This window comes from Candidatus Brocadia sinica JPN1 (genome assembly GCF_000949635.1).
Lineage (GTDB): Bacteria > Planctomycetota > Brocadiia > Brocadiales > Brocadiaceae > Brocadia > Brocadia sinica.
The window spans coordinates 2,376,830-2,399,086 of sequence record NZ_BAFN01000001.1; the positions used below are offsets into that span (position 1 = coordinate 2,376,830).

Consider the following 22,257-nt stretch of genomic DNA (forward strand, 5'->3'; position numbering starts at 1 on the left):
GAAAATGAAAAGAACGTTGATAGCAGTTATCCTGGGAATTTCTATTTTTTTGGGTCTCATGGTATCCCTTCATGCACAAGAAAAGAAAGAGGATGAATCGTTCATTCTTTTAATGGCCGCTAGAAATGCTGCCAAGGGTGGTTTGACCCATAAAGCCATCCAAAGGTACAAGAGGTATCTTAAAGAAAAACCAGAAGAGAGGGCTGTTGAACTGGAATTTGCTGATTATTTACAAGATATCGGACATTATGAAGAGGCAGGGACACATTATGAAAACTTGGTACAAAAGATGGGAACTGTGCCCGATGGGAAGGATAATTTTACAAAAAAACTTTTCCTGAATGCAGCAAGGAATGCAATCCGAAACAAAAATGAAGACCTCGCAATCAGGTATTACCAACACGTACTGCTGCTTGACAAGGATGATGTAAGGGTTGCAGGGGAACTGGCAGATGTTTTTGCCAATTTGGGAAGGATTGAAGAGGCGCTGGCGCTGTGCGAAAAGGTTTTATTAAATGACCCGCAAAACCTTGAAATAGCAACTTTAAAAGTCAACCTTCTCATACATTCAGGAAAATATACCGAGGCAAAAGAAACCCTGAAAAAAATCCCTCATGAAAAAAAGGATACTCTGAAGTTATTGCAGCTGGAAGCAAATGTTGATGCATGGTCAGGAAATTATGCGAGTGCAATCGAAGAATATCAACATCTGGTGAGCAGATTTCCGGAAAATCGTGACATTTGGACACAATACCTTAGGATCTTATCGTGGGCCAAGAAGTGGTCTCTTGTCCTGGATGCTCTGAAAACAGCGGGGGACAAGGTTGAGTTTACCGATGAGATTCGTGCCATCGTAACCGATGCATACCTTTCGTCAGGTGACGAAGAAAAGGCAATCGGGATATGGAATACCATGAACAAAGAATCCGATGCCTGGCGCACAGCTTCTTTGCGGGTTATCGATAATTTTCTTTCCCGTAGAAAATTGGTGGAGGCATCCAGTATCCTTGAAGAAATCTTGCCAGTCAGTAAATCCGCTCCTGAAGTTCACCTCCTGGCAAAATTGGCAATTGTTTATACTTATCGGGAAATGCCAGGCAAGGGATTTGAAATCCTGAATCAATTTCCCGTCTCTCCCCAATCAAAATCCGTTATTGACATTACAAAAGCCGAAATATTGGCTCTTACCGAACGGTATGAGGATGCATTGTCAATACTCTATACACTGGAAGGAACTAAGGAAGTTGGCTTACGTCCACGAATTATAGAGTTGGAATGCTACTACGCTTTAGAGAAAGACGAAATGCTTCTTGAAAAATCATTGCCGGTATTGCAAAAACTGTCTCACGAAGAACAGCTTGATAAGTCTAAGATTTTAACGCTCCGTATTCTTTCTCAAATACGCATGGGACTCTATAAAGAAGCCGAAAAAGAGATTGAATTATTATCAAAGGTAGACGAAAAGGATTTTGGACCGGCAATTTTGACGGTTTTGTTACATGAAGCGAAAAGGGAGCTAGAAGAATATGAGAAGTCAATTCATGCCTTAGGCAGGTTGTTATCGGGGTATTCAGCGGAAACAGAAATGGTCAGACCTCAACTCCTTGATGACGCGCCACGTTCCGCCTGGAAGGCTGCTGATGAGGTCGCCATGCATCACAATCGAGAGGTAACAGCCCAATATGCAAGAGCGGAATTTAAAGCCGGTAATTTTCAGCAATCGTTAATTCTTTTCAAAGAACTGTATGAAAAAAATAATGCCCTGGAATATAAACTTGGGATGGTGGAATGTTACCTGAATCTGAATGAGGAGGTAGAAGCGAACAAGGTATTTGATGAGATTCAAATACCCAGTTTGCCCGAGAAAGAAATAGCACATTACTTTGAGGCATTGGTAAAATTAAAGGGAAACAAACAGATTCTTTATGCTGGGTTGTCTCAATTTTCAAAGGATATTTCACAAAAGACTGATATTAAGGCGATTATGGTAATTGCAAATATTCAATCCGGGGATGACGATGTCGCGCATGGGATGATAAAAAAATATCTTTCCGATCAGCCAGAAAATATTCTTGTCTTCCAAACAGTCATGGAACGGGTTGGATACTTCGACAGGGGCAGACAAAGCAAGAACTATGTATTTGCAAAAGACTGGTTACGTCATGCGGTTGAACAATTTCCCCGTGATATAGGGCTTCGGTATCAATATGCTAAACTCCTGGCTACCCACAATGATTATGATTTAGCAAGCGAACAATTCTCTGTGCTTCAAAAGGACGATTCAGAGGATGTGAGACTCATCCGATGGCTGGCGCAAGTAAATAGCTGGAGATATGAATATGAGGAATCGTTAAAATGGTATAGTTCCTATTTGAAAGAACGGCCTGCTGATTTTAAACGACGTCGCGAAGTTGCCAGGGTATATGGTTGGGCTTTGCGTTTGCGAGAGGCTAATGAAGCTTACAAAAATCTTTGTCTGGATTACCCGGAAGATCCTGAAATATATTGGGAATGGGAGGCAAAGAGGAATAATTGGTTGGGGCGGAAAAGGACTGCAATATCTTTTTACAATAATCTGGTCGAACGCCATCCTGAAGATGCTGAAATGCTCTTTGATTTGGGTCAAATGTACTCCCTGCTCAATGTTAGTTCAAAGGCGGAAAATGCTTACAAAAAATTACTTGTTTATGCACCGGAACATAATCGTGCCTTATTCGCTGAAGAATCAGAACAATGGAGGCGCAGGCAATCAGTAGGGTTGAAACAGTCGTATATCCACCAGAAAGGCAGCGGTGATGATTTTGGAAATTTTGAGATCACCATGTTCAGAACAGATGTTGAATATTCGCCGGCAAGGCTTTCTGAGGCAATGGATCTTTCGGTGGGTGTAGGGACCACAGTTTTTAAATTTACGAAGTACGGGGGTTCAACAGCCGAACATCTTGCCGTAAATCTGAATAAGTATTTTGAAAATGGTATTGCGGCGTATCTGGATGGAGAATTGTCTACCTATTCTGAAAACCACCATGAAACGGCACAGTTTGATACGGGTGTTTGGTATAGAATTTTCGATATTTTTGATGTTACGTTATCAGGAGGCAGAGAGGATATTTTGCAAAATTTTAATACCCTGGCGAACAGCAGGTCGCGTTATTTTACGGGAGTACACCTTGCATGTGATATTTCTCACCGCGCGGATATTTTCAGTCAGGTCAGAAAGCATTGGTATGATGACGGTAACAACGGCACGGAAGATTACACCGCTATAGGTTATAAACTGTCTTTATATCCCAGAATTCTGAAAATTATCATAGATACCTATGGTTACGATGTCCATTCCCGAAAAACCGGATATTGGTCGCCGGACAATTACCGGAAATATATGGCTGGCCTTTCCTGGAGGCACCATCTCGGAAAGGAGCATTATAACGGGGCGCAAAAGCTTTACTATGAAATTGCTATAAAACAGGGTATGGACAATGATAGTGTTGATTTTACCGAGCCAAAGTTTGAGTTTGGATGGGACAATCAGCGCCGCTGGAATGTAGGCCTCGAACTGAAGCCCATGCGATCGGCTGTCTATGATGAAGAGGTCGCGAATATCTATCTCAATGTTCGCTTTTAAAAGCGAAATGGGAAAAAAATATGAATTATAAGAATATATTTTTTGTAATAACCATCCTTTGCTTACCCTTTATTGGTTGTACTGCCATGAAAAGACCCCCTGAAACACAATTACAAACCTGGTGGAGATCATACAAAAAAAACTTTATCCTTCCTGACGGACGTGTACAGCGACCGGAACACGATTTTGATACGGTAAGTGAAGGGCAGGCCTATGCCATGCTTTTTTCCGTCTTCATGAAGGACAAAAATACGTTTGATTTGATCTTTGATTGGACGGAAAAACACCTGAGCAGAAGCCGTAAACACGGTGACAGCCTCCTTGCCTGGTATTGGAAGGATGGTGGCGTAAATGATTGGATGGCGGCTTCGGATGCCGATTGTGATTATGCATTTGCCCTATTGCTGGCTTCAAACCGATGGAGGGAAAATGCCTATCGAGAGAAGGCCGTACAGGTGATTAATGACATTTTGAAGCTTGAGACGGCACGTGGGGCCGATAATCGTATTTTTTTGTTACCCGGTTTATGGGGTACTGAAAAAGATGGATACCTAGTACAAAACCCATCTTATTACAGTCCGGTGGCATTTCGCTTGTTTTCCGAAATAACTCAAGACCGCCGATGGCTGGATTTAACTGAGACTGGTTATTGGATTTTACATCAATCCGGCATTCATCTGGGTAGTGTAAGTGGGTGTGGTTTGGTTCCAGACTGGTGCGTTGTAGATCTTCATGGAAATATTTTAACGATGGAAGGTAAATCAAATGACTACGGATGGGAAGCGGTTAGAATTCCAATGCGAGTAGGACTTGATCTCCTCTGGCACAAGTCTGAAGAAGGGTATAAGGTTTCAGAAAAAATGTTTCATGTCTTACAGAAATACAACTCAGATTCAGGAGAGATAAAGGCTGTATATCGATATACGGGAGAGTCAGCGGTTGAATACGGCGGTTTACCATCAAGCGCAATGGCTTATTTTACGGCACTGGTATTAAATACTAAAGCGGATAAATTTGAAGTCTCATTCAGGAATAAACTGAGCGAGAAATCTTTGATTCTAAACTATTACGGACAAAGTCTGGCATTTTTCCCCCTGGCATTCGAAGATGGAATTTTACAAAAACCGTGATTCTCGGGAGTCGGCATTTTTGACAGTGAAAATTTACAACGTAAATATCTGACCTCTATTTTAACGTTACAAAGCCTTTATTCTTTACATAAACACTTACCGTCATGTCTTTCTCCAGGAACTCGTCCATGAGGGCCATGAACTCCGGAACAGAATTTACCTCTTTTGTGCCGACTTTTGTGATCAAATCACCGGGACTTATACCAGCACGCTCGGCCGGGCTACCTACTTCGACATCGACAACCAAAACGCCGCTCTCACCTTCAAAACCCAGTGATTTTGCAATCGCAGGATTTAAATCATTGACCACCAATCCTAAAGAAAATTTGGTAGGTTCATCTACTTTCCGAATAGCAAGGTAAGTTTTCCCTGCAAGGTCTTCCGGCTGTCGCTCCACTGTAACCTCTAATGCACTTTCTACCCCGTTTCGTACGATCTTTACAATAATCTTTTCATCCACTTTTGCTCGACGAATGGCCTGCTGCAGATCCGTTGTGCCACCGATTTTCTTCCCGCCTATCTCAGAAATAACGTCGCCGGGGGAGATGCCTGCCTTTGATGCAGGGGTATCACTCCATACTTCTAAAACAAATGCCCCTTTTTCTGATAATAAGCCAAAATGATGGATAATTTCTTTTTTATCTTCTAAGCCAAGCGTCATAGCCAACTCATCGTTAATATCATGGGTTCCTACCCCTAAATATCCTCTCACAACACTCCCGGTAGCTACGATATTTTCAACAGTTTCTTTTGCAATACTGGCAGAAATTGCGAATCCTACGCCCTGGAATCCGCCTGACCTGGTAGCAATGGCGGTATTTACCCCAATTAATTCTCCCCTGAGATTGACGAGCGGCCCACCGCTATTACCCGGGTTAATGGCTGCATCGGTTTGGAAAAAATCTTCGTAAATAAAAGGCAGTTCGAACGGGATGACGTGAGTTCTCCCTTTGGCACTGATGATACCCGCAGAAACTGTTTGCTGATATCCGAAGGGGCTACCAATGGCAATAACCCAGTCGCCTACTTGCACATCTTCAGAATTACCAAATTCGAGAGGCAGGAAATCCTCTCCTTCTATTTTAATAACCGCAATGTCTGTGTTCGGATCGACTCCAACAATCTTGGCATTCTTATATTGTTCTCCATCGTGTGTAACCACAGTGATTTCATCTTCAGAAAAACCGCTGATAACATGATTGTTCGTTAAAATGTAACCACGTTCATCGATAATAATTCCCGAACCCAGCCCTTTTTTGGGTAGATTTTCCACGTGCGGGTCATGTTTCGGTGAAAAATTTTGGTAGGGTGGTAATGTCTCTGTTTCTTTGCCATTCTTCGAATGGTCCTTTTTCTCTGTACTGAGACTGACAACCGATGGGCTGACGAGTTGTGCAACTTTTCTGAACGTTTGTATAAGCGGATTGGTGACCTTCTCAAGTTCCAGGAGATCTTTCTTTAATCTGTCAGTTTCAGTCTTCTGACCGGCAAAGATAGAAACACTATAAAAGAAAAAGAAACAGCTTGCCATCCACCAGAAAATGAATATTTTTATACTTTTCATGGTTTGTTTGTTGGAACTTTTAATTTATAAACTAAATATCCGCTTCCTGCAAAAATACATAAATCCATAAAGAAAGTTAAAATAACTACCTTTTTTGCGAGTGCAGGATTTTTTGTTCTATGTACTCTTGCAACAGCGTAAAAAGTCACATATACAATTAAAATATATGCCAGGAATAAGCCTATAATCAAGGGTATTTTCTTTGATGGTTTCATTGATGAGCACAACAAATGTAAGCGTCTCTTTTTATGGAAGCAGTGGAGGCGTGGTCTTCTCTTTTCCCTCCCCTTTCATGTCTAACTTCATTGTTTCCAATCGATTAGACAACTCAATTTCGGCCTTTTCAATGTCGTCTATCCGTTTGTTAATTTTTTCTCCTGTAGTTTTGTGATTAGTTTCCAGACTTTCAATGCGACCATCTAAATTTTTGATCACTATTCCTACATCTTCTGTCTTTTGCTGGATATTCTTACTGTAGGTCTTCAGATCATCCATTTCGTTATGGAGTCCATTCCCATCAAGTACGAGTAATGAAATAGACCTGGACAGATCGTCTATCTTTTTTCCCAATGTCTGAGTTGTTTGGGAAAGCTTAACTATTCTGCGGTCAATATCCCTACACTTCTCCTGAGAAATGGTACTGCACCCGACTAAGAATATCAGTAACAGCCAAGCATAATTTAGTAAGTATCTTCTCATTTTCTATAGTCAAACAATTATAATTTAATTATGTATAAACACAAAAACAAATTTCTTGTCCTTGGGAACTTTTTTTTCATCAAATATGTTATTAATGGCATAATTGTTCTCCTTTTAGCAAGCTGATTTTTCGCTTTCCTCCTTTTCTTCGAAAATCAGCTTGCTATTCCTTTCTCTATAGGTAGATATCCAAAAAAGAACCCACAGGTTCTCTGCGATGGTTCTTTCCTGTATTTACCGGTTTAAACTGCTCTATTGTTCGAATATCTTTACCTGGCGGTTGCCTTTTGCTATCTTCGACTACAGGAATAGATATATTGTTTTTTTTCTGGATCTTTTCCAGATTCGGCAAATTTGTACCCTTGAATATGTTGATATTGGTAGCCCGATTGTTCAATACATCTTTTCTAAAATCAAGACGATTCTTTTCTTTTTGCGTTGTATCCCCTGATAATCTTTTAATTTGTTCGAGAAGTTTGGATGCCGAAGGGTTTACATTATTTACCATAATACTTTCCTTTTGAATGAGATTATGAAATTAATAGCGTATCTATAATATGTTTAACAAGCGATTTTTATACCTAAATTGGGATTCAGTCATAAGAAAATATGAAATTTATTATCATGGTCATTATGGCTTCAGTTTTCTGGGAAATAGTTGTTTTTTAGATAGTATTTTTATAACTATTTTAATATCATAATATTACAATTTTATCAATTTTTGCCCACACGTCTTCATTTCAAGGGAAGTGTGATTGGGCTATGGCATTGCGTTAGAGAAAAGGTATAGATTTATTGTAATTTGTTTAATAAATAATGATCCTTAATTATAGTTCATACAAATGCGTTGTGAAATTCAACTGATAGAAAGGATTTGTTGAGTTGTATTTTTGCGTTTAAAATGATATAATATAGTAGAAAATGAATGGATATAATCTCAAATGAGAAGTAGATTAAATTGTTACCAAAATTGATAATACAGTGATTTTAGATGATTTGAATTCATAAACCTTTAATTAAAAGAGGGGGCGAAAGGATTCGACCGGACAAGTTGAGGTATAGGTGGCGTATTGAGGTTGTCAGGCGGCCTCATTAAAAACCTGGCAAAATGATTTAAATGCCGAATATCCAATGGCAATGGCTGCTTAATTAACAGCCACGTTTCATTAGTCTTACCTGCGAGGTTAATGAAACGACGACTAGCAGGTTAGTTCAGTCTCTTTGGTAGGTGGGGACCGAATGAACCCTTAAACCTAGCTGGTTATCGGAAACCCTGTCTATTGGGGCTCTGGATGACGAGATTTAAAAAATAGACTATGTACGTAGAAGCCTATGTTGAAATGTCTAGGGACGCGGGTTCAATTCCCGCCGCCTCCACCATAACATATTGATATTGCTAGACTTACAAAACCACTTTTTCTGCTGGTGACGGTTTGGTGACGGTTTGATCTTTTAGCGATAGGTTTATGATGTCTGCTTTCAGTCTTCCAACATCGGTATGAATGTAGTATTTTTCGGCCATTTTTGTTGATGAATGCCCTAATAACTTCGCCACGTTAAGAAGTGGTATGCCTTTATTAGCCAACTGAGACGCTACGGAATGCCTTGTTGCATCGTAGAGACGGATTGACTGGCTTAATCCAACTTTCTCCCTTATATCATCCCATATTCTTCTGAGACTATTTTCTGAATAATGCTTACCGGTTTTAGAATTTACAAACACGTAGGCATTAGGAAGATTGTTTTTTATACGGTCTGTGATATATGGAAGCAATTCTGGATGAAGTGGAATTGTAGAATCCTTTGAATTTCTTCCTTTCCTTCTTTCCAGAAACACCCTACCGGAAAAGGTTGATGATATAGTAATCACACCATGTTCTAAATCAATGTCCTTACACTTTAAAGCCCGTGCTTCCGATGGACGGCATCCATGCAACATTAAAAAGGCAAAGATAGGTTTGTGATCATCCGGAACGACCTCAAAGACTTTCTGTTGTAACTCCTGGGTAAGCCAGGTAATCTTTGGTTGTGGCACACCAATAACAGGGAATGACGGAACAACGTCTAGTATTTCAAGGTCAGATTTTAAGTAGTTCAAGAAGGTTTTAAAATTGTCCAGAATGTTTTTAACAGTCTTTTCGCTGAAGTCAAAATTTTTAGCAAGATGTTCCCGGTAGTTTATTACATCTATCTTCCGAAGCTCTCTTGCATCCGTACCGCCAAAGTAATCTTTTGCAATCTGTACAAACCTTCGATAATCCTTTTTATAGCTTGGCGCAATAGAATCAATTTTGAATGTCAGAAACTTATCTAGTAAAGTTGAAACATAAAATTTTTCAAGGTCTTGCTTAACGTATCTTGTGGGATCGAAAGTGCGGTTCTGGATTTCGTAATTGATGTGGCTAAGTAAGCTTGATGCTCTCTGATAAGTATCAATGGCCTGTCCATGTTTATCTGAGAATAAACGAATCCGTTGGCCTTTGTGGAATAGGTCGATGTAAAAACGGTTAGGTACCGTCTTATGTTCTGCACAAATAAACCCAAGTTTTTTAACTTCGGTAAAACTACCCTGACAAACGGGACAATGCCCCTTTGCTCTTATAGCCCCTTTCATGGCATCTTCTCCTTTCTCCTGGAGAAGATACGCTATCAATTCGTTATTTGTCAAGGTCATAAAAAAATATTTTTTATCGCTCGTTGTCCAGCAAACTATTTTTTCTTAACTCAGTGTGAGATAAACACACTTTTGAGCCTTTCGTATCGTTTTGACGTGCCTTAAACCACGTTGAAGACATTCTGAAACGTTTTTAGAAGGCGAAACTATACGATTGTGGCATGCCTTTTAGAAAATTTAAACCGTTCCAAGTGTGAAGTTACGCCCGCCTTTATTTTAGGATTACGTCCAAGTCTGTACGGATGCAAATAACAAAGCCTGTCTTCAAAAAGTAGTTTCCCTGTGCACTCCTTAACCTCTTGTCGTGTCTCAACACAATCAAGGCAATGGGATTTGATACGCTTCAGAGGGGATAAGGTTACGTCTTTTAACCCCACTGCACCATTTACATTCAAGTCTGATTGCTGTCGCTGGTGTCATGGATGCATCGGCCATATCCAGCAACCCCAGTTCATTCCCCGTAGGAGTCTGCGTTAACTTTAATTCTGCCATTCTTTACCCTCCATAAGCTCAATTTGTGCCTTCACTGCAATGGCTTCATTTATCAACAACTTCATTTTGCACATTAATTCAAAATACTTCAGCCATAAAACGGTTAATTGCTCGGTCTTGCTTTCTTCAATTTTTATCATCGTTTTCAACCTCCGGTTGATTAAGATTGTTTGATAAATTTTCCAACGCCTGGCGAAGTTCTTTGCCCAAAATTTCATGCACCCTGGTTTTATCAATCTTGCCCGATGTACTGATTTCGCCGGCCAAGAGAGAAGCCACCCTATCGGGAACAGCAAGGATAGCATCCCTGGTCATCCTGGCCGCTTGAAAGGCTGCCTTCTTTACTTCAGCTGCACTAACAAGCGAACCGCCCAGGCGCTCATAATTGAGTTTAACCGTCTTTGCCCTCCATAACTCTTTTTCAGCACGTGCAGACTCATAATCACTGCTTGTTGCTTTGGAATCTTTTAAAATCTTTTCCCTCCATTGAACGCATTCAGATAAATTGAATGTGTAGCCTTTATGTGTCCGCTCATGCGGAAGGCCTTTGTCCAGCCAATTGCGGACTGACACCTGAGAAATTCCAAATGCCCTAGCTAACTGTTTCAAATTCAACCTTTTTTCCGACATTTTCCACTCCTATAAAAATTGCATTTTTGGGGTCACAATCTGTGAATGTTTCGAGGTCGTCTTGCCCCCGTACAAAAACGCTTTCTGGAAGTACCTTAGCCTTTGCCCCGCAACAACTTACAACACGCTTCCTATTTCATGTGAAGTAATGGCTGCCCGCTATGAAACAGTAACCGGGAGAACGAGCAGCCGTGGAGGACTCCCGTTTTATCTTACGACCTTCCCGCCTACGATCTTTGCCTTGCCCCCCTTTGTGCTTTCATGCATGCCTGATAAGAGCTAAGTGATACAAACTCCGCCCTGATGCTTGAATTCGTTTCCCAGTTATGGAGAATTTCTTGCTCAAAGGTCACGATCTTTGGTTGCCTAGGTATCACGGCTTGTGGATAGCTCCGAGTAAACGGGACACCCGCCCGCAATTGTGCAATGGCATTCATCGCCTCTTGCTGTGTGGGTGTAATCGTTGGAGCTTCGGCCTTGCTTGGTGTCTGTGCTTCAGCTAATTGGGTTTTAGGACGTTCACCCTTGCAACCACCCCTGATAAATTGCAGTGTAGCCCAATGCTCCCGTCTCCAGGGTTCGTTACTGATATCAGCTTCCGTTTTACCCTCAAATTTTCTTTCAAGATAAGACTTTATTTTCGTCAAAGGTTCATGATTCTTAGGATCATCCGGGCAATAATGTTGAAAACTATCTAATCCAACCGGACATCGTTTCGTTTTTTCCATGATTCGTATCCTTTTGAAAAAAAGTGTTTTAGAATTTAAGGAGCATGGGTGCTGGTTGATGGACGGACACCCATGCCCCGGCCTGTGGAGGAATAGGCTTACTGATTCGTTAATTGACATTTTTTAGCCCTCCAAAAAAAAGACTGATAAAGTTAAAACCCATAAAAAAAAGAAAGTTTTAAGAATTAAACGCCTTGTGCGCTTGAACAATTAAATCCGATAGCTCTTTCACCAAATTGGCCTCGACAAAATCACCGCAAAAAACAGCCTCAATCCAGGCCTTTGAAAAACCACGATTGTTGTATAGCCTGAACGTCTGATTGTTAAAATGGCCTTTCACACATCTTGCAACTCCATTACGATAATCAATTCTTCCCTTTTTCCGCTCCCCGGACACGATAGGAATTTTTATCTTCATTGAGTTTTACCTGCTCCCTTTTGGAGTATTTTTATCATGGCTTCAATGAATTTTGGCGAAAAGGTAATGCCTTTCTTCGTTGGCAGATAGTTTCCATCATCGCCCTGGAAGAAAGTTCGCATGTCAACATATTTGTGTCCTCTGTATTCTTTGAGGCCGATTACGATTTTGTCGGTTTCCGACTTAACAATTTCGCCTAATACTGTGTCTAGTTGTTCCATTTTTGCCCTCCAAAAAAAAGTTAAATCATGCACGCACACCCTTTACAATCAGGTAATGCATCGTAAAGTTTTTGATACACAACGTCGTAAGCCTTTTCAGTTTTTAAAATTTCAGGAGCGTAATTTGGCGCAAAATAGCCCACCCGCCTTAAAATGATGGGTTTGTACTCTTTGTACCAGGTTTCGTTTGCACAAAATTTTTCACCTGGCTTAATGGTTTTAATCCCGTGCAATAGGTCATCAAAGTAAGGGTCGATTGCAATAATAGTTTCCCATGTGAGACTTCCCTTTATGGCCGTCTGCCTTGCCTCTCTTTCTTTACAAAAAGAGACAAAATCACTGTCGATAAGTTCCATTCCGTATACCTCCATTAAAATTAATTCGGTCGTCTCCAGCCACTCGTCTGGATAAATTTAATCCCGCCTACTAATTTGAATTCACATTCCATGCGATTTGGGTTAACATCGGGTTTTACCCAATTTTTTGCCTTTACAATCTTCAACCTTCCCGGCGACATACTCAGGTATAGCCGCGCCTTTTCTGCAGAGAAATCGCCGCCCCGCCCAAATTCCTGACCAGCCTTCTTTTGCAGGGCAATTAGCACAAAGCCCGTTTTTAGTCGGTCGAAAATCTCTTTTATATCCCTGGCGATTTCGTAGAAATTTTCGGACTTTTCCACATAGTCAACAATGGTGAGGCCATCAGGCAGGATCAGGTCTTGGAAATTACAAGAACGTTCGATGAACTCAATTTTTTTCCATTCGGATTCAGGGACGCCTAAAGGCAATGTTCGACTTTTTATCTCTTCGCCGCTCATTTCTGAAGTCAAAAAGCGGACTTTCATACGCTCCCTGTTCATGCATGCAAAATTAAGGCAGAGAGCAGTTTTCCCAGCATCAGTCTCTCCAGCGACTACAGCGACAGATTTGGGCAACACGTAGACTTTTTCGTGAATTCCGAACGGCCATACAATTGGAAGAGGATTTATGGAAACACTTGACAAGTCTATAACTTCATAATCTTTTTTAATTTTACGAAAGCAACCGTTTTTTTCCCCGTGACGCTCAATAACGCCTTCCTCGCAAAGGCGTGACAGAATTTTTGACAAATTCTTTTGTTCGTCCCTTGACGACACTTGTAGACATTTGACGACGTCTGACGACAAAAAAACGCCGTTTGACGACAAAATCCACTCTTTTACTTCGTCTGAAAACTTCCCATCCCGCTTTTCTTGCCGTTTTAGTGCACTCTCAATTTTGTCATTTACCCATTTTTCATCAACTTCCTCGCCCCAGCTAAGTATCAGTCTTCTAAGCACTTCGGATGCAAGGTTAATATCAATGCCAGATTTTACTAAACCGTTTGCAACCGCAAAAAGGTCATTATCACGACGCCCGTTTGCAAAAGGTGTCGTCAGATTTGTCGTCACACCCTCTATATATAATGTATTTTTATTTAATGGTGCACTCCCGTGAGGTCGTGCACACTTGCCAGGGGGTTGAGACAGAGTCTCAATTACATTTGAGGGCATAGGCTGTAAGGCATCTCGTGTAAGTCCGGAAACATTTAGCCAACTATATTTTTTACCTTGTGAATTAATAGAGGGGGGAGCAATAATTACGCCGCCATTTGCCCTAACATCAACTTTGGAAAAAACAGCTGTCTTAGTTTGAAGGTCTTCAGGGCATTGGAAATAATAATGGCGCCCCCCTCGTGGACTCACGGCGATTGGACTTTCAAACATTTCGGGAAGTATGAAATCAATCTTTTCACAGGCCTCGGACGAATCGCAATCAATAACACAAATCCCACTAATTTTGCCGGTAACAAGACCAATCATCGCCTTTGAATATTTCGAAAACATCTCTTTGGTTTCCTGCTCAGAAGGCATTCGGGTTTGAAATTCAGCCCATTTCACCAATGGCTTTTTATCGGTCGGACTCATTGGAATTACCGGGAAGCCTTGCTCCAAATACATAAGAGCTGCATCAAGCGTTTTCATTTGTGGGATACCTCAAATAATGCCTTTTTGATTTTTTCAAGGTCGGACTGCCTGAAAACACGATGACCATTGTCTAACGTTAAAAAATCTTCGGCTTTTAATCTTTTGGATTCAAACAGGTAAATTAGTCGATGTCGTGGGATGTTAAGGATTCTCAATACCGCTGAGACACTGAGTAGCCTTTCTGTGTCGTGTGGATGCGAAAGATTTTGCATCGTGTATACCTCTTAAAATTGTTTAGAATAAAAGGCTTTTCTATAGGAGGTATATACGACTTTTGGAGTCGTATAAAATTTTTTGTAGGATTTTTTAAAACTGTGGGATATTATTCAAATTCCCAGAAGGTAGGTTCTTTCGGCTTGTAGGAAAAGGGAGTGCTTTTGTAGTTTAATGCATTCTCTAAATGTTTCCAAACAGGGTTTGATTTAGATTGAATATTTTTCAAAACTCTTGTAATTGCCCGATAAACTGCATCATACTTCTTTTTGTATTGAGGGTTTGAAATTTTATTTGGTGTTTTGAGTTCCTTTTCAATTTGCTCCTTTTCGTACAATAAATTTGCTATATCGATATCGCCTTGGGTTTTTTTGACAATCTCTAATTTATCGGCGATCTCATTTTCTATTGCACCAAGTCTTGATTTTAGTGTTAAAATATATTCTCCATCTCTCTTTTTTTCCTGCGGTGAATATTCACAAACAGTTAAATCTTCCTCAATTGCTTCGGTTGTCTCTTTTTGCCCAGCCCTAATTCCGTTTATCGCCTGATACAGCGCATCCAATGAGAATTCAACGGACTGATTTTTTATTAGATGTCGGATATACTCCAAACCTTTGAGATTTGGAAGCGTAAAATCATATTCCCCCAATTTAATAAACCATGATGCACCTTCTTTTTTGAAAAAATTTCTTTTTGAATAATCAAGGGTTTCTTCTCCAATTTTAGCCAGCGGTTTTATATCCTCAACGGTTTTAGTCAATCCCTCTACAACCCCGAAAGATGCTATTTCTTGCGCCTTTGCTAATAGCTGGACAGCTATTAGCACCTGCTTTAATATACCGGAATCGTCTTCTTTCTCTCGATAATACAAAATATCTTCCAGGATGCTCCAAGCTGTCTCTATTGTCAAAACAGCCAATATTTCTACGTCAGTAATTCTTTCGTCTAGCGATGTGCTCTCACTTCTGGTTATATCAATAGCCTCTTTCCATGCTATATCGGGTGTTGCATCGTATCTATACGGGGAGTACCGATAAAGATATTTTTGCACTGAATAACAGGTTCTTGCGATAGTTCGGGCTGCTTTTAATTTCCAGTCAGGATATTTACTACATTCTTTTGGAGAGACTTCAAGAAGGATTAAAGGGGATATCTTTGGTGAGTTTTCCGGTGGTAGGTCTTCTGCTTCAGGCCATGACGTATCGGTTACGTGGAAAAAGGGATTGATACCCCATAAACTTCTTGCCTCTGTTATTATGCCGATACATCGGCTTGCCGGTGTGTTTGGTGTGTTATCCTCAATCTCTGGCAAATGCCCAAATAAGGGACACCAGGGATTTTTAAATAAATCATCAACATCGTTTCCTATCTGTCATTTCTCCTGAATGACTCTCCAAGATAAAAATTAAGGGAAACCGTTGGAGATACGGCTTTTCGCTGATCAGGCTATCCCTTAATTGCATTTAATGTTGAAATTCAATATGAAAAAATCCAAGCTTTCCCTTAACTGGAAATGCTTTTATTTTGCGTATATTTGCCAGTTCCCATGCGTATAATCCTGGTTCATATCCGCAACAAGCAAGCTTAGCATCTTTTTTCATGAAGGGTCGACAACCTACTATTTCAGCAATAGCTACGGCATGACCAAGTGGCAATTCGCCGATCTTCGGAAATTTGGAAGAGCAAAGGAGTATATCTCCTCGTATTTTCGTCTGCCATGAGCGGATTTCGAGTGTTTTTTTGCCCTCTAAAATCCAGCCGATAAAAGGTTGTTTTATTGAAATTGCTTTCACTGTATCATCCACTCAGGAATGTGACCTTTTTGGGAGCTACCGTATCCCTTTTTTTACCACGTAAACATCAATCGAAACGCTTCCAGTGCCTTCCTATTGCGTTCTATCGCTAATTTTACCGTATCCCTTCGACTTCCAATCCCGGTCGTAGATCGTAATATATCCGTTTTCAATAATCACATGCTCTTTAACGCGCCCCTGGGTGTCGTAAACATCGATTACTCTGCGCTCCTGTCGGAATTCGGTGACGGTTCCACAACCGGCTATCAAAAGACACAGGATTATTGCAAATCTCATGATAAATCCTCAGCTACATAACCGTTACAAAAGACTCAATCTTTATGCACCAGTTCTTTTTCAATTGCCTTTTGGATAAGCCTATTTAATGTCGTACCCATAGACTTAGCCCTTTCTACGGCCATTCTATGAAGCTCCGGGGATATACGAACATTAAAGCCACCTTTGTATGATTTCAAAGGTTCTTTATTCATTTTTTTGCAAAGGTCAAGGTAGTCGTCCACTTCCTCGTGGAATGCTTTTATCAATTCCTCTACACTATGGCCTTCAAAGGTCACTAAGTCGTCTATCCCCTCTATTTTCCCATGAAATACCTTGTCCTCTGCACTAAAACGAACGGAACCTATAAAACCCTTGTATGTTAAAACATCTTTTCCCATTTAAATAACCCCCTTATGTTTAAGTATTCTCTCAATATCGTCCAACTGATACCGCTTAAGCTCAGGTCTCGGATGTGGCTTATGAAGTTTAATAATATGCCCAGTCTCAGGATTCATAAAAGCCACCCTTGACCCCGCCGTCTTGCCTGTACTTATATTCTCATACCCAAAACCAGCCAAAAGCCTTGTAAGCTCATCGTAGGTAAAATCCTTCGGCTTAGACAAGAAACGTTTCAGTAACTTTTCAAACCTACTCATTTACTTATGATAACATTAAAACATTTTAATGCAACTATATTCTAGTTATATTAAATAGCAAAAGGCATTAACCCTGAAAATGAACGAAAGGTATGTTTTCGAGGTAAGAAAAAAGGCCATTAATCCTTGATAGAGTTAACAGCCTTTTTTAATTCTGGTGACGGTCTGGTGACGGTGTTTTTGAGGTTCAAAAAGTCATAAGTAGTTACATATACCACACTTAATTTTTTTTGGCGGCGGGTTCAATTCCCGCCGCCTCCACCAATTAAGTTATTTAAAAGTAATAACTTGCAAATTTTAAGTTGTAAAAAATAACGTTTCCGATGTGTCCCCAAATTCATGTAAGGTAAAGGTTTTTGTTGAAATAAAAATGGTCGTAGTTGGAAAGAGATAATAGGGGTAATGAACTATTCTAAAGGGCAACACTTATGCGATATTGCCCTTTATTTTTGGTAAGTATAAGAAATAGGGGTTCTGTGTCCTTAAGCAGATAGGGGGTATCCCCAGAAGTATCACATCAAACATTCAACATAGGAATCGGCTTCTGCAAACGTGCTTCTCAGATGAAGATTATAGGGATACCTATGGCGATCTCCATGTTCGTGCTGTTTGTACAAACCTTTGAGAATATCATCGGTAACCTGCTATATAAAATTGGGTAGGATGGGTTAAATGAAATGAACCCGTCGGCACAATAATCATGCCGGGGGGGCGCTTCCAGAGTGGGTTAAATGAACTTTTTTTGCTTCAAAAGTGGGTAAGAACTGTTATAAATTGCCATTTTTTGCACGTGTTTTGTCGCTTTTTAGCCCATAAAGTGGGGAATAAATCTCACGAAATAGGGTGAAATTGCCTATTTGACCCAGTCTGTTCGCTTCTCCCAACCCACAAAACTTCTTAATTTTTACCAACAATTCCATTCATCTGTGATAATTTCTTTGCCTATTATTTTTTCTACTTTTTGTATCATCATTCGAAGCTGAAGAATAGAGCATTCAGTATCTCCAATTATGGCAATATAATATCAACTTTTTAATGTCGTTCACTATAGTTGCCTGATGCCTTCAATCGGTAATTGGCAGATCGGTTGAATGAACCTGCTGAATTTCCGGATTCTTTGTCTCTTGACATCATTCATTTGTATATATATTATATGAGTATTAATTGTATGTCTGTTATGGAGGTAATAGATGGGCTTACTAAAAAAATTGAATTTTTTTATAGAAGAAGATGTTCGCAAGGATCTGGATGAATTAGTGCCAGCCGGACAGAAAAGCAAGACAATCAATGAGGCGTTGCGGAAGGAGTTGCTCAGAATACGGCGAGAAAAGGTTACGGAAAAGCTTGTATTGTTAAAATCCAGGGGGCCAAAAGTTTCACAAAAAGAAATCGTTAAGCTTTTGAAGCAGAACAGGAACCGGAAAAGATGAAAATATTTGTGCCGGATGCCTCTATAATCCTGAAATGGGTGCTTGAAGATGGAGAAAGCAACCGTGATAATGCAACGGCGCTTCTTAGGGGATGGGTAGAACAAGAGCACGAGTTTGTCGTTCCGTCTCTTTGGCTTTACGAAGTTGGAAACGTTTTGGGTATAAAAAGATCAAAAGATGCTGAAAAGATAGTGGGAATTCTGCTTGAATATGAGTTTAAGGAAATGAAAATTACAAAAGATGTTACCAGCATTGCATTTGCATTGATGAAAGAATATAGAGGAGCTACCTTTTACGATACAATATACCACGCAGTAGCTATACGGAATAAAGGAGCCATGGTCACTGCAGATAAAACCTATTATGATATGGCAAAGGATAAAGGTTCGATACTATTGCTCTGAACCAACTCATATTAATGAAGGATAACCACCCTGCACTACCCATTCCGACTCTTTAAATTAGAGGAATAATGGGGGATAGACACTATCAATTTGTGTTTTGTTTCTTCGTCTTGCACTCTGGCAAGGCGCTTACTATTCTCTCATCAATCCGGAAAAAATAGCGTAAGGCGATCTTTGTGATATTGAAAAAACATTTTGACGATAATTCCTTCTTTGGGTAATATGGTGAACAAAGTTTGGAACAACTACCATTGCAGTACGCGACAGATTCAAACATTTATCCCTCTTTGTCCTGACATTAAATTTTCCGGTAAAAATGATCCACAAAACTTATAAAGAACAATTACAAACCTGGGACAAGCAGTATCTTTGGCATCCCTTCACCCAGATGCAGGATTACGTCAAAGAAATACCCCTGATCATTGAAGAAGGAAGCGGTGTTTTTCTTAAGGACGTTGATGGAAATGAGTACATTGACGGGATTTCTTCCATGTGGTGCAATCTGCACGGCCACCGCAGGAAGGAAATAGACGATGCGATAAAACGACAACTCGATAAGATTGCGCATACCACACTCCTCGGCCCATCCAATATACCGGCCATTGAACTAGCGAGAAAACTTGCAGAAATCGCACCGAAAGAACTAACGAAGGTTTTTTATTCAGATAACGGTTCCACCGCGAATGAGGTTGCACTCAAGATGGCCTTCCAATACTGGCAGCATAGAGGATTGAAAGATAAAACGCAGTTTGTAGCCTTACAATACGGATATCACGGAGATACCATCGGAACTATGGGTGTTGGCGGTATCGACATATACCATAAGGTCTTCCGACCGCTCTATTTTCAAACTCACTTTGCGCCTTCACCCTATTGTTACCGCTGTCCGCTTGGAAAACAATCCCAAAATTGTTCACTGGCATGTCTTGAAGGATTAGAAAATATCTTGAAAGGCAGTTCCGACCACATTGCTGCTATGATTATGGAACCCCTGGTGCAAGGAGCCGGGGGGATAATCACCCATCCAAAAGGTTATCTGTCAGGTGCGCGTGCCTTGTGCAAAAAATATAACGTGCTTTTTATTTTAGACGAGGTACTTACCGGATTTGGACGGACAGGTGAAATGTTTGCCTGTTTCCATGAAGATATTGTCCCTGATATCATGACGGTGTCCAAAGGCATCAATGGGGGATATATGCCACTGGCCGCCACACTTGCCACCGAAGAAATTTACCATGCCTTTTTAGGAGAATATTCTCAGCTTAAGACATTTTTTCACGGGCATACCTACACAGGAAATCCTTTAGGTTGTGCAGCCGGGCTGGCCAGTCTGGAATTATTTGAGCAGGAGCAGATACTGGAAAATTTAGCGCCAAAGATTCAGTATTTACGTGACGGTCTCAGACGTTTCGGAGCATTAGATCACGCTGGAGATGTCAGACAATGCGGCCTTATCGCAGCTATTGAACTGGTGAAGGACAAATCCACGAAAGAACCCTATCCCTGGGAAGAACGGGTCGGGATTAAGGTATGTATCGAGGCAAGACAACGTGGCTTGCTTCTGCGACCGCTTGGACATATTCTTGTTCTTATGCCGCCCTTAAGTATCAAGATGAACGAATTGGACAGATTTCTCAATATTGTTTACGAATCTATACAACATGCAGTATGAATTTAAAAAGAAAAAGATCACCGTTATGGGATTAGGCTTGTTCGGAGGCGGGGTAGGCGTTGCCCAATTTCTTGCAAAGCAAGGCGCTCACGTTACCATAACTGACCTGAGAAATGCAACGGAACTCGCCCCATCCATAAAACAACTTGAAGGACTTCCTGTTACATACAAACTCGGTGGACACTGCGACGAAGATTTTGTCAATGCGGACATGATTATCGTGAATCCTGCGGTGCCAAAGGAATCAAGATTCATACAAATCGCAAGAGATAATCACGTCCCCCTGGATACAGAAATAAACATCTTTTTTCAATTATGTCAGGCCCCTATCATTGGCATTACCGGAAGCAACGGGAAATCAACTACCACTACCCTTACTGGTAAAGTCTTGCAACAGACACAACGTACGACGTGGGTTGGCGGGAATATCGGGAAATCACTCCTGTTACACCTTGAAGAAATAAAGCCTTCCGACATTGCGGTCATCGAGCTTTCCAGTTTCCAGCTGGAAGAGCTCCGTACTGCAAAAAAAAGTCCAGACATCGGCATCGTAACCAATATATCACCCAATCATTTAGACCGGTACTCAAGTATGGACGATTATATTCAAGCAAAGAAAAGCATCATCTTACACCAAAAACCAGGCGATTATGCGATCCTCAATTATGATGATCCAGAACTGAGAACATGGGAAAAAGAGTGTAAAAGCGCTGTTTTGTGGTACAGCACAAAAGACACGTTAACTGAAGGCGCCTTTGTAAAAAATGATACTATCGTCCTCTCTGTGAAGGGTGAGGCGATAGCAATATCATGCTTATCCAGGATCAGGATACCGGGCATCCATAATCTTCAAAACATTCTTGCTGCCTCCCTGGCAGCCTATCTGACCGGCGCCGGTAAACAATGCGTTGAGGAGGTTGTAACCACCTTTTCTGGATTAGAACACCGTCTGGAATTTGTGAGGGAGATAAACGGCGTACGATATTACAACGATTCTAAGGCCACTACGCCAGAATCGGCCATGGCTGCCATCACGGCATTCCAGACACCGGTAATACTTATTGCCGGTGGATATGACAAAGGCAGTAGTTTCGAGAAATTTGCTGAGACATGTGCAAGACACACCAGGGCTGTTATTCTTATCGGGAAAACAGCAAAGAGAATAAAAGAACTCATCCTGCAGAAAAAGACGCAAAAAGAGACCCCGTCAATACTCACACCAAATACCTTCCAGGAGGCATTTCAGCAGGCACATGTCCTGGCGAAGGCGGGGGATGTTGTATTACTTTCTCCTGCCTGCGCCAGCTACGACATGTTCCTTAACTACGAAGAGCGTGGAAGGCAATTTAAGGACATGGTGCAATCCTTATGAACACAGTAGTCCCGCAGAACAAAAAATAAAATCGAATACAGGATAAGCAACGAAATGACAACAAGACAATCTTTCCAAATTAGTGATTGACAAAAATCGTTCTGAAGCTAATATAGCTCGATATTTTATAGCAGCGTTGTTTATGAATGAATATCATTCGCAGAGTTTAAAAATTTGTTATCGAGGTAAAACTGTTTTGCCAGAAATGTTTGTCCTGTGTCTCAAAATTCTTTTATGGTAAAGGAACAT

Annotated in this window: 25 protein-coding genes and 1 other RNA gene; 7 read left to right on the forward strand and 19 right to left on the reverse strand. The window is 40.7% G+C overall.

Annotation, left to right across the window (positions count from 1 at the left end; genetic code table 11):
- Positions 1–4 precede the first annotated feature (4 nt).
- Together BROSI_RS10755 and BROSI_RS10760 are read left to right on the forward strand one after the other, a co-directional pair.
- The gene (locus tag BROSI_RS10755; protein WP_052563803.1) at positions 5–3,625 is read left to right on the forward strand and encodes a tetratricopeptide repeat protein; all 3,621 of its coding nucleotides are present in this window, start codon (positions 5–7) and stop codon (positions 3,623–3,625) included.
- Between the two features lie 20 nt (positions 3,626–3,645).
- Positions 3,646–4,755: a family 8 glycosyl hydrolase gene (locus BROSI_RS10760; RefSeq protein ID WP_052563804.1), complete on the forward strand. Its 1,110-nt coding sequence runs from the start codon at positions 3,646–3,648 to the stop codon at positions 4,753–4,755.
- A 55-nt stretch (positions 4,756–4,810) separates the two neighbouring features.
- Here the strand turns inward: BROSI_RS10760 and BROSI_RS10765 are convergent, their stop codons facing one another.
- From BROSI_RS10765 to BROSI_RS10780, 4 genes are all read right to left on the reverse strand, one after another.
- Positions 4,811–6,319 carry a trypsin-like peptidase domain-containing protein gene (locus tag BROSI_RS10765; protein ID WP_052563805.1) on the reverse strand — a complete coding sequence of 503 codons (1,509 nt, stop codon included), beginning with the start codon at positions 6,317–6,319 and terminating at the stop codon, positions 4,811–4,813.
- Positions 6,316–6,534 (reverse strand): hypothetical protein, encoded by a 219-nt coding sequence (locus BROSI_RS10770; protein ID WP_052563806.1) that lies wholly within the window; start codon positions 6,532–6,534, stop codon positions 6,316–6,318. The genes BROSI_RS10765 and BROSI_RS10770 overlap by 4 nt, the downstream gene beginning before the upstream one ends.
- 31 nt (positions 6,535–6,565) lie before the next feature.
- Positions 6,566–7,018, reverse strand: a complete 453-nt coding sequence (locus BROSI_RS10775; RefSeq protein ID WP_052563807.1) for a DUF3450 domain-containing protein — start codon at positions 7,016–7,018, stop codon at positions 6,566–6,568.
- A 175-nt stretch (positions 7,019–7,193) separates the two neighbouring features.
- Positions 7,194–7,526 (reverse strand): hypothetical protein, encoded by a 333-nt coding sequence (locus BROSI_RS10780; protein ID WP_052563808.1) that lies wholly within the window; start codon positions 7,524–7,526, stop codon positions 7,194–7,196.
- A 516-nt stretch (positions 7,527–8,042) separates the two neighbouring features.
- On the opposite strand from BROSI_RS10780, the gene ssrA reads away from it, so the two are divergent.
- Positions 8,043–8,398: a transfer-messenger RNA gene (gene ssrA, locus BROSI_RS19135) on the forward strand.
- 22 nt (positions 8,399–8,420) lie between these two features.
- Here the strand turns inward: ssrA and BROSI_RS10785 are convergent.
- From BROSI_RS10785 to BROSI_RS10845, 15 genes are all read right to left on the reverse strand, one after another.
- Positions 8,421–9,692, reverse strand: coding sequence for a tyrosine-type recombinase/integrase (locus BROSI_RS10785; RefSeq protein ID WP_052563809.1), 1,272 nt, complete (start codon positions 9,690–9,692; stop codon positions 8,421–8,423).
- 318 nt (positions 9,693–10,010) lie between these two features.
- A complete protein-coding gene (locus BROSI_RS19860) occupies positions 10,011–10,184 on the reverse strand; it encodes a hypothetical protein (RefSeq protein WP_157842483.1) in 174 nt (57 codons plus the stop codon).
- Positions 10,172–10,324: a hypothetical protein gene (locus tag BROSI_RS19865; RefSeq protein ID WP_157842484.1), complete on the reverse strand. Its 153-nt coding sequence runs from the start codon at positions 10,322–10,324 to the stop codon at positions 10,172–10,174. Before BROSI_RS19865 ends, BROSI_RS19860 begins: the two co-directional genes overlap by 13 nt.
- Positions 10,311–10,814, reverse strand: a complete 504-nt coding sequence (locus tag BROSI_RS10790; RefSeq protein WP_052563810.1) for a MerR family transcriptional regulator — start codon at positions 10,812–10,814, stop codon at positions 10,311–10,313. The genes BROSI_RS19865 and BROSI_RS10790 overlap by 14 nt, the downstream gene beginning before the upstream one ends.
- Positions 10,815–11,041: 227 nt before the next feature.
- Positions 11,042–11,542: a hypothetical protein gene (locus BROSI_RS10795; RefSeq protein ID WP_052563811.1), complete on the reverse strand. Its 501-nt coding sequence runs from the start codon at positions 11,540–11,542 to the stop codon at positions 11,042–11,044.
- Positions 11,543–11,720: 178 nt separating this feature from the next.
- On the reverse strand, positions 11,721–11,960 hold the full coding sequence (locus tag BROSI_RS10800) for a hypothetical protein (protein ID WP_052563812.1): 240 nt from the start codon (positions 11,958–11,960) through the stop codon (positions 11,721–11,723).
- Entirely contained in the window at positions 11,957–12,181 is a 225-nt protein-coding gene (locus BROSI_RS10805) for a transcriptional coactivator p15/PC4 family protein (RefSeq protein WP_052563813.1), read from the reverse strand. The genes BROSI_RS10800 and BROSI_RS10805 overlap by 4 nt, the downstream gene beginning before the upstream one ends.
- A gap of 20 nt (positions 12,182–12,201) precedes the next feature.
- Positions 12,202–12,537 (reverse strand): hypothetical protein, encoded by a 336-nt coding sequence (locus BROSI_RS10810; RefSeq protein WP_052563814.1) that lies wholly within the window; start codon positions 12,535–12,537, stop codon positions 12,202–12,204.
- 20 nt (positions 12,538–12,557) lie between these two features.
- The gene (locus BROSI_RS10815; protein WP_052563815.1) at positions 12,558–14,183 is read right to left on the reverse strand and encodes a bifunctional DNA primase/polymerase; all 1,626 of its coding nucleotides are present in this window, start codon (positions 14,181–14,183) and stop codon (positions 12,558–12,560) included.
- On the reverse strand, positions 14,180–14,398 hold the full coding sequence (locus tag BROSI_RS10820; RefSeq protein ID WP_052563816.1) for a hypothetical protein: 219 nt from the start codon (positions 14,396–14,398) through the stop codon (positions 14,180–14,182). The genes BROSI_RS10815 and BROSI_RS10820 overlap by 4 nt, the downstream gene beginning before the upstream one ends.
- A 110-nt stretch (positions 14,399–14,508) precedes the next feature.
- The gene (locus BROSI_RS10825) at positions 14,509–15,714 is read right to left on the reverse strand and encodes a hypothetical protein (protein ID WP_052563817.1); all 1,206 of its coding nucleotides are present in this window, start codon (positions 15,712–15,714) and stop codon (positions 14,509–14,511) included.
- A 151-nt stretch (positions 15,715–15,865) separates the two neighbouring features.
- Complete coding sequence (locus BROSI_RS10830) at positions 15,866–16,195, reverse strand: ASCH domain-containing protein (RefSeq protein ID WP_157842486.1); 330 nt, start codon at positions 16,193–16,195, stop codon at positions 15,866–15,868.
- Positions 16,196–16,288: 93 nt separating this feature from the next.
- Complete coding sequence (locus BROSI_RS10835; protein WP_052563819.1) at positions 16,289–16,492, reverse strand: hypothetical protein; 204 nt, start codon at positions 16,490–16,492, stop codon at positions 16,289–16,291.
- Positions 16,493–16,527: 35 nt separating this feature from the next.
- Positions 16,528–16,872, reverse strand: coding sequence for a type II toxin-antitoxin system HicB family antitoxin (locus BROSI_RS10840; protein WP_052563820.1), 345 nt, complete (start codon positions 16,870–16,872; stop codon positions 16,528–16,530).
- A complete protein-coding gene (locus BROSI_RS10845) occupies positions 16,873–17,130 on the reverse strand; it encodes a type II toxin-antitoxin system HicA family toxin (protein WP_052563821.1) in 258 nt (85 codons plus the stop codon).
- 1,190 nt (positions 17,131–18,320) lie between these two features.
- Here BROSI_RS10845 and BROSI_RS10850 point away from each other — a divergent pair.
- From BROSI_RS10850 to murD, 4 genes are all read left to right on the forward strand, one after another.
- A complete protein-coding gene (locus BROSI_RS10850; RefSeq protein ID WP_052563822.1) occupies positions 18,321–18,560 on the forward strand; it encodes a hypothetical protein in 240 nt (79 codons plus the stop codon).
- Positions 18,557–18,964 (forward strand): type II toxin-antitoxin system VapC family toxin, encoded by a 408-nt coding sequence (locus BROSI_RS10855; protein WP_052563823.1) that lies wholly within the window; start codon positions 18,557–18,559, stop codon positions 18,962–18,964. The genes BROSI_RS10850 and BROSI_RS10855 overlap by 4 nt, the downstream gene beginning before the upstream one ends.
- A 316-nt stretch (positions 18,965–19,280) precedes the next feature.
- Positions 19,281–20,636, forward strand: coding sequence for an adenosylmethionine--8-amino-7-oxononanoate transaminase (gene bioA / locus BROSI_RS10860; protein WP_052563824.1), 1,356 nt, complete (start codon positions 19,281–19,283; stop codon positions 20,634–20,636).
- Positions 20,626–22,008, forward strand: a complete 1,383-nt coding sequence (murD, locus tag BROSI_RS10865; protein WP_052563825.1) for a UDP-N-acetylmuramoyl-L-alanine--D-glutamate ligase — start codon at positions 20,626–20,628, stop codon at positions 22,006–22,008. The genes bioA and murD overlap by 11 nt, the downstream gene beginning before the upstream one ends.
- The last annotated feature ends 249 nt before the right edge of the window (positions 22,009–22,257 follow it).

Bases quoted from the DNA above. Each gene is read 5' to 3' on its own strand.
- murD (WP_052563825.1), top strand. From the start codon at position 20,626: ATGCAGTATGAATTTAAAAAGAAAAAGATCACCGTTATGGGATTAGGC.
- bioA (WP_052563824.1), top strand. From the start codon at position 19,281: ATGATCCACAAAACTTATAAAGAACAATTACAAACCTGGGACAAGCAG.
- BROSI_RS10845 (WP_052563821.1), bottom strand. From the start codon at position 17,130: ATGAGTAGGTTTGAAAAGTTACTGAAACGTTTCTTGTCTAAGCCGAAG.
- BROSI_RS10765 (WP_052563805.1), bottom strand. From the start codon at position 6,319: ATGAAAAGTATAAAAATATTCATTTTCTGGTGGATGGCAAGCTGTTTC.
- BROSI_RS10855 (WP_052563823.1), top strand. From the start codon at position 18,557: ATGAAAATATTTGTGCCGGATGCCTCTATAATCCTGAAATGGGTGCTT.
- BROSI_RS10840 (WP_052563820.1), bottom strand. From the start codon at position 16,872: ATGGGAAAAGATGTTTTAACATACAAGGGTTTTATAGGTTCCGTTCGT.
- BROSI_RS10835 (WP_052563819.1), bottom strand. From the start codon at position 16,492: ATGAGATTTGCAATAATCCTGTGTCTTTTGATAGCCGGTTGTGGAACC.
- BROSI_RS19860 (WP_157842483.1), bottom strand. From the start codon at position 10,184: ATGGCAGAATTAAAGTTAACGCAGACTCCTACGGGGAATGAACTGGGG.
- BROSI_RS10770 (WP_052563806.1), bottom strand. From the start codon at position 6,534: ATGAAACCATCAAAGAAAATACCCTTGATTATAGGCTTATTCCTGGCA.
- BROSI_RS10775 (WP_052563807.1), bottom strand. From the start codon at position 7,018: ATGAGAAGATACTTACTAAATTATGCTTGGCTGTTACTGATATTCTTA.
- BROSI_RS10795 (WP_052563811.1), bottom strand. From the start codon at position 11,542: ATGGAAAAAACGAAACGATGTCCGGTTGGATTAGATAGTTTTCAACAT.
- BROSI_RS10755 (WP_052563803.1), top strand. From the start codon at position 5: ATGAAAAGAACGTTGATAGCAGTTATCCTGGGAATTTCTATTTTTTTG.
- BROSI_RS10785 (WP_052563809.1), bottom strand. From the start codon at position 9,692: ATGACCTTGACAAATAACGAATTGATAGCGTATCTTCTCCAGGAGAAA.
- BROSI_RS19865 (WP_157842484.1), bottom strand. From the start codon at position 10,324: ATGATAAAAATTGAAGAAAGCAAGACCGAGCAATTAACCGTTTTATGG.
- BROSI_RS10820 (WP_052563816.1), bottom strand. From the start codon at position 14,398: ATGCAAAATCTTTCGCATCCACACGACACAGAAAGGCTACTCAGTGTC.
- BROSI_RS10805 (WP_052563813.1), bottom strand. From the start codon at position 12,181: ATGGAACAACTAGACACAGTATTAGGCGAAATTGTTAAGTCGGAAACC.
- BROSI_RS10800 (WP_052563812.1), bottom strand. From the start codon at position 11,960: ATGAAGATAAAAATTCCTATCGTGTCCGGGGAGCGGAAAAAGGGAAGA.
- BROSI_RS10760 (WP_052563804.1), top strand. From the start codon at position 3,646: ATGAATTATAAGAATATATTTTTTGTAATAACCATCCTTTGCTTACCC.
- BROSI_RS10790 (WP_052563810.1), bottom strand. From the start codon at position 10,814: ATGTCGGAAAAAAGGTTGAATTTGAAACAGTTAGCTAGGGCATTTGGA.
- BROSI_RS10810 (WP_052563814.1), bottom strand. From the start codon at position 12,537: ATGGAACTTATCGACAGTGATTTTGTCTCTTTTTGTAAAGAAAGAGAG.
- BROSI_RS10780 (WP_052563808.1), bottom strand. From the start codon at position 7,526: ATGGTAAATAATGTAAACCCTTCGGCATCCAAACTTCTCGAACAAATT.
- BROSI_RS10850 (WP_052563822.1), top strand. From the start codon at position 18,321: ATGGGCTTACTAAAAAAATTGAATTTTTTTATAGAAGAAGATGTTCGC.
- BROSI_RS10815 (WP_052563815.1), bottom strand. From the start codon at position 14,183: ATGAAAACGCTTGATGCAGCTCTTATGTATTTGGAGCAAGGCTTCCCG.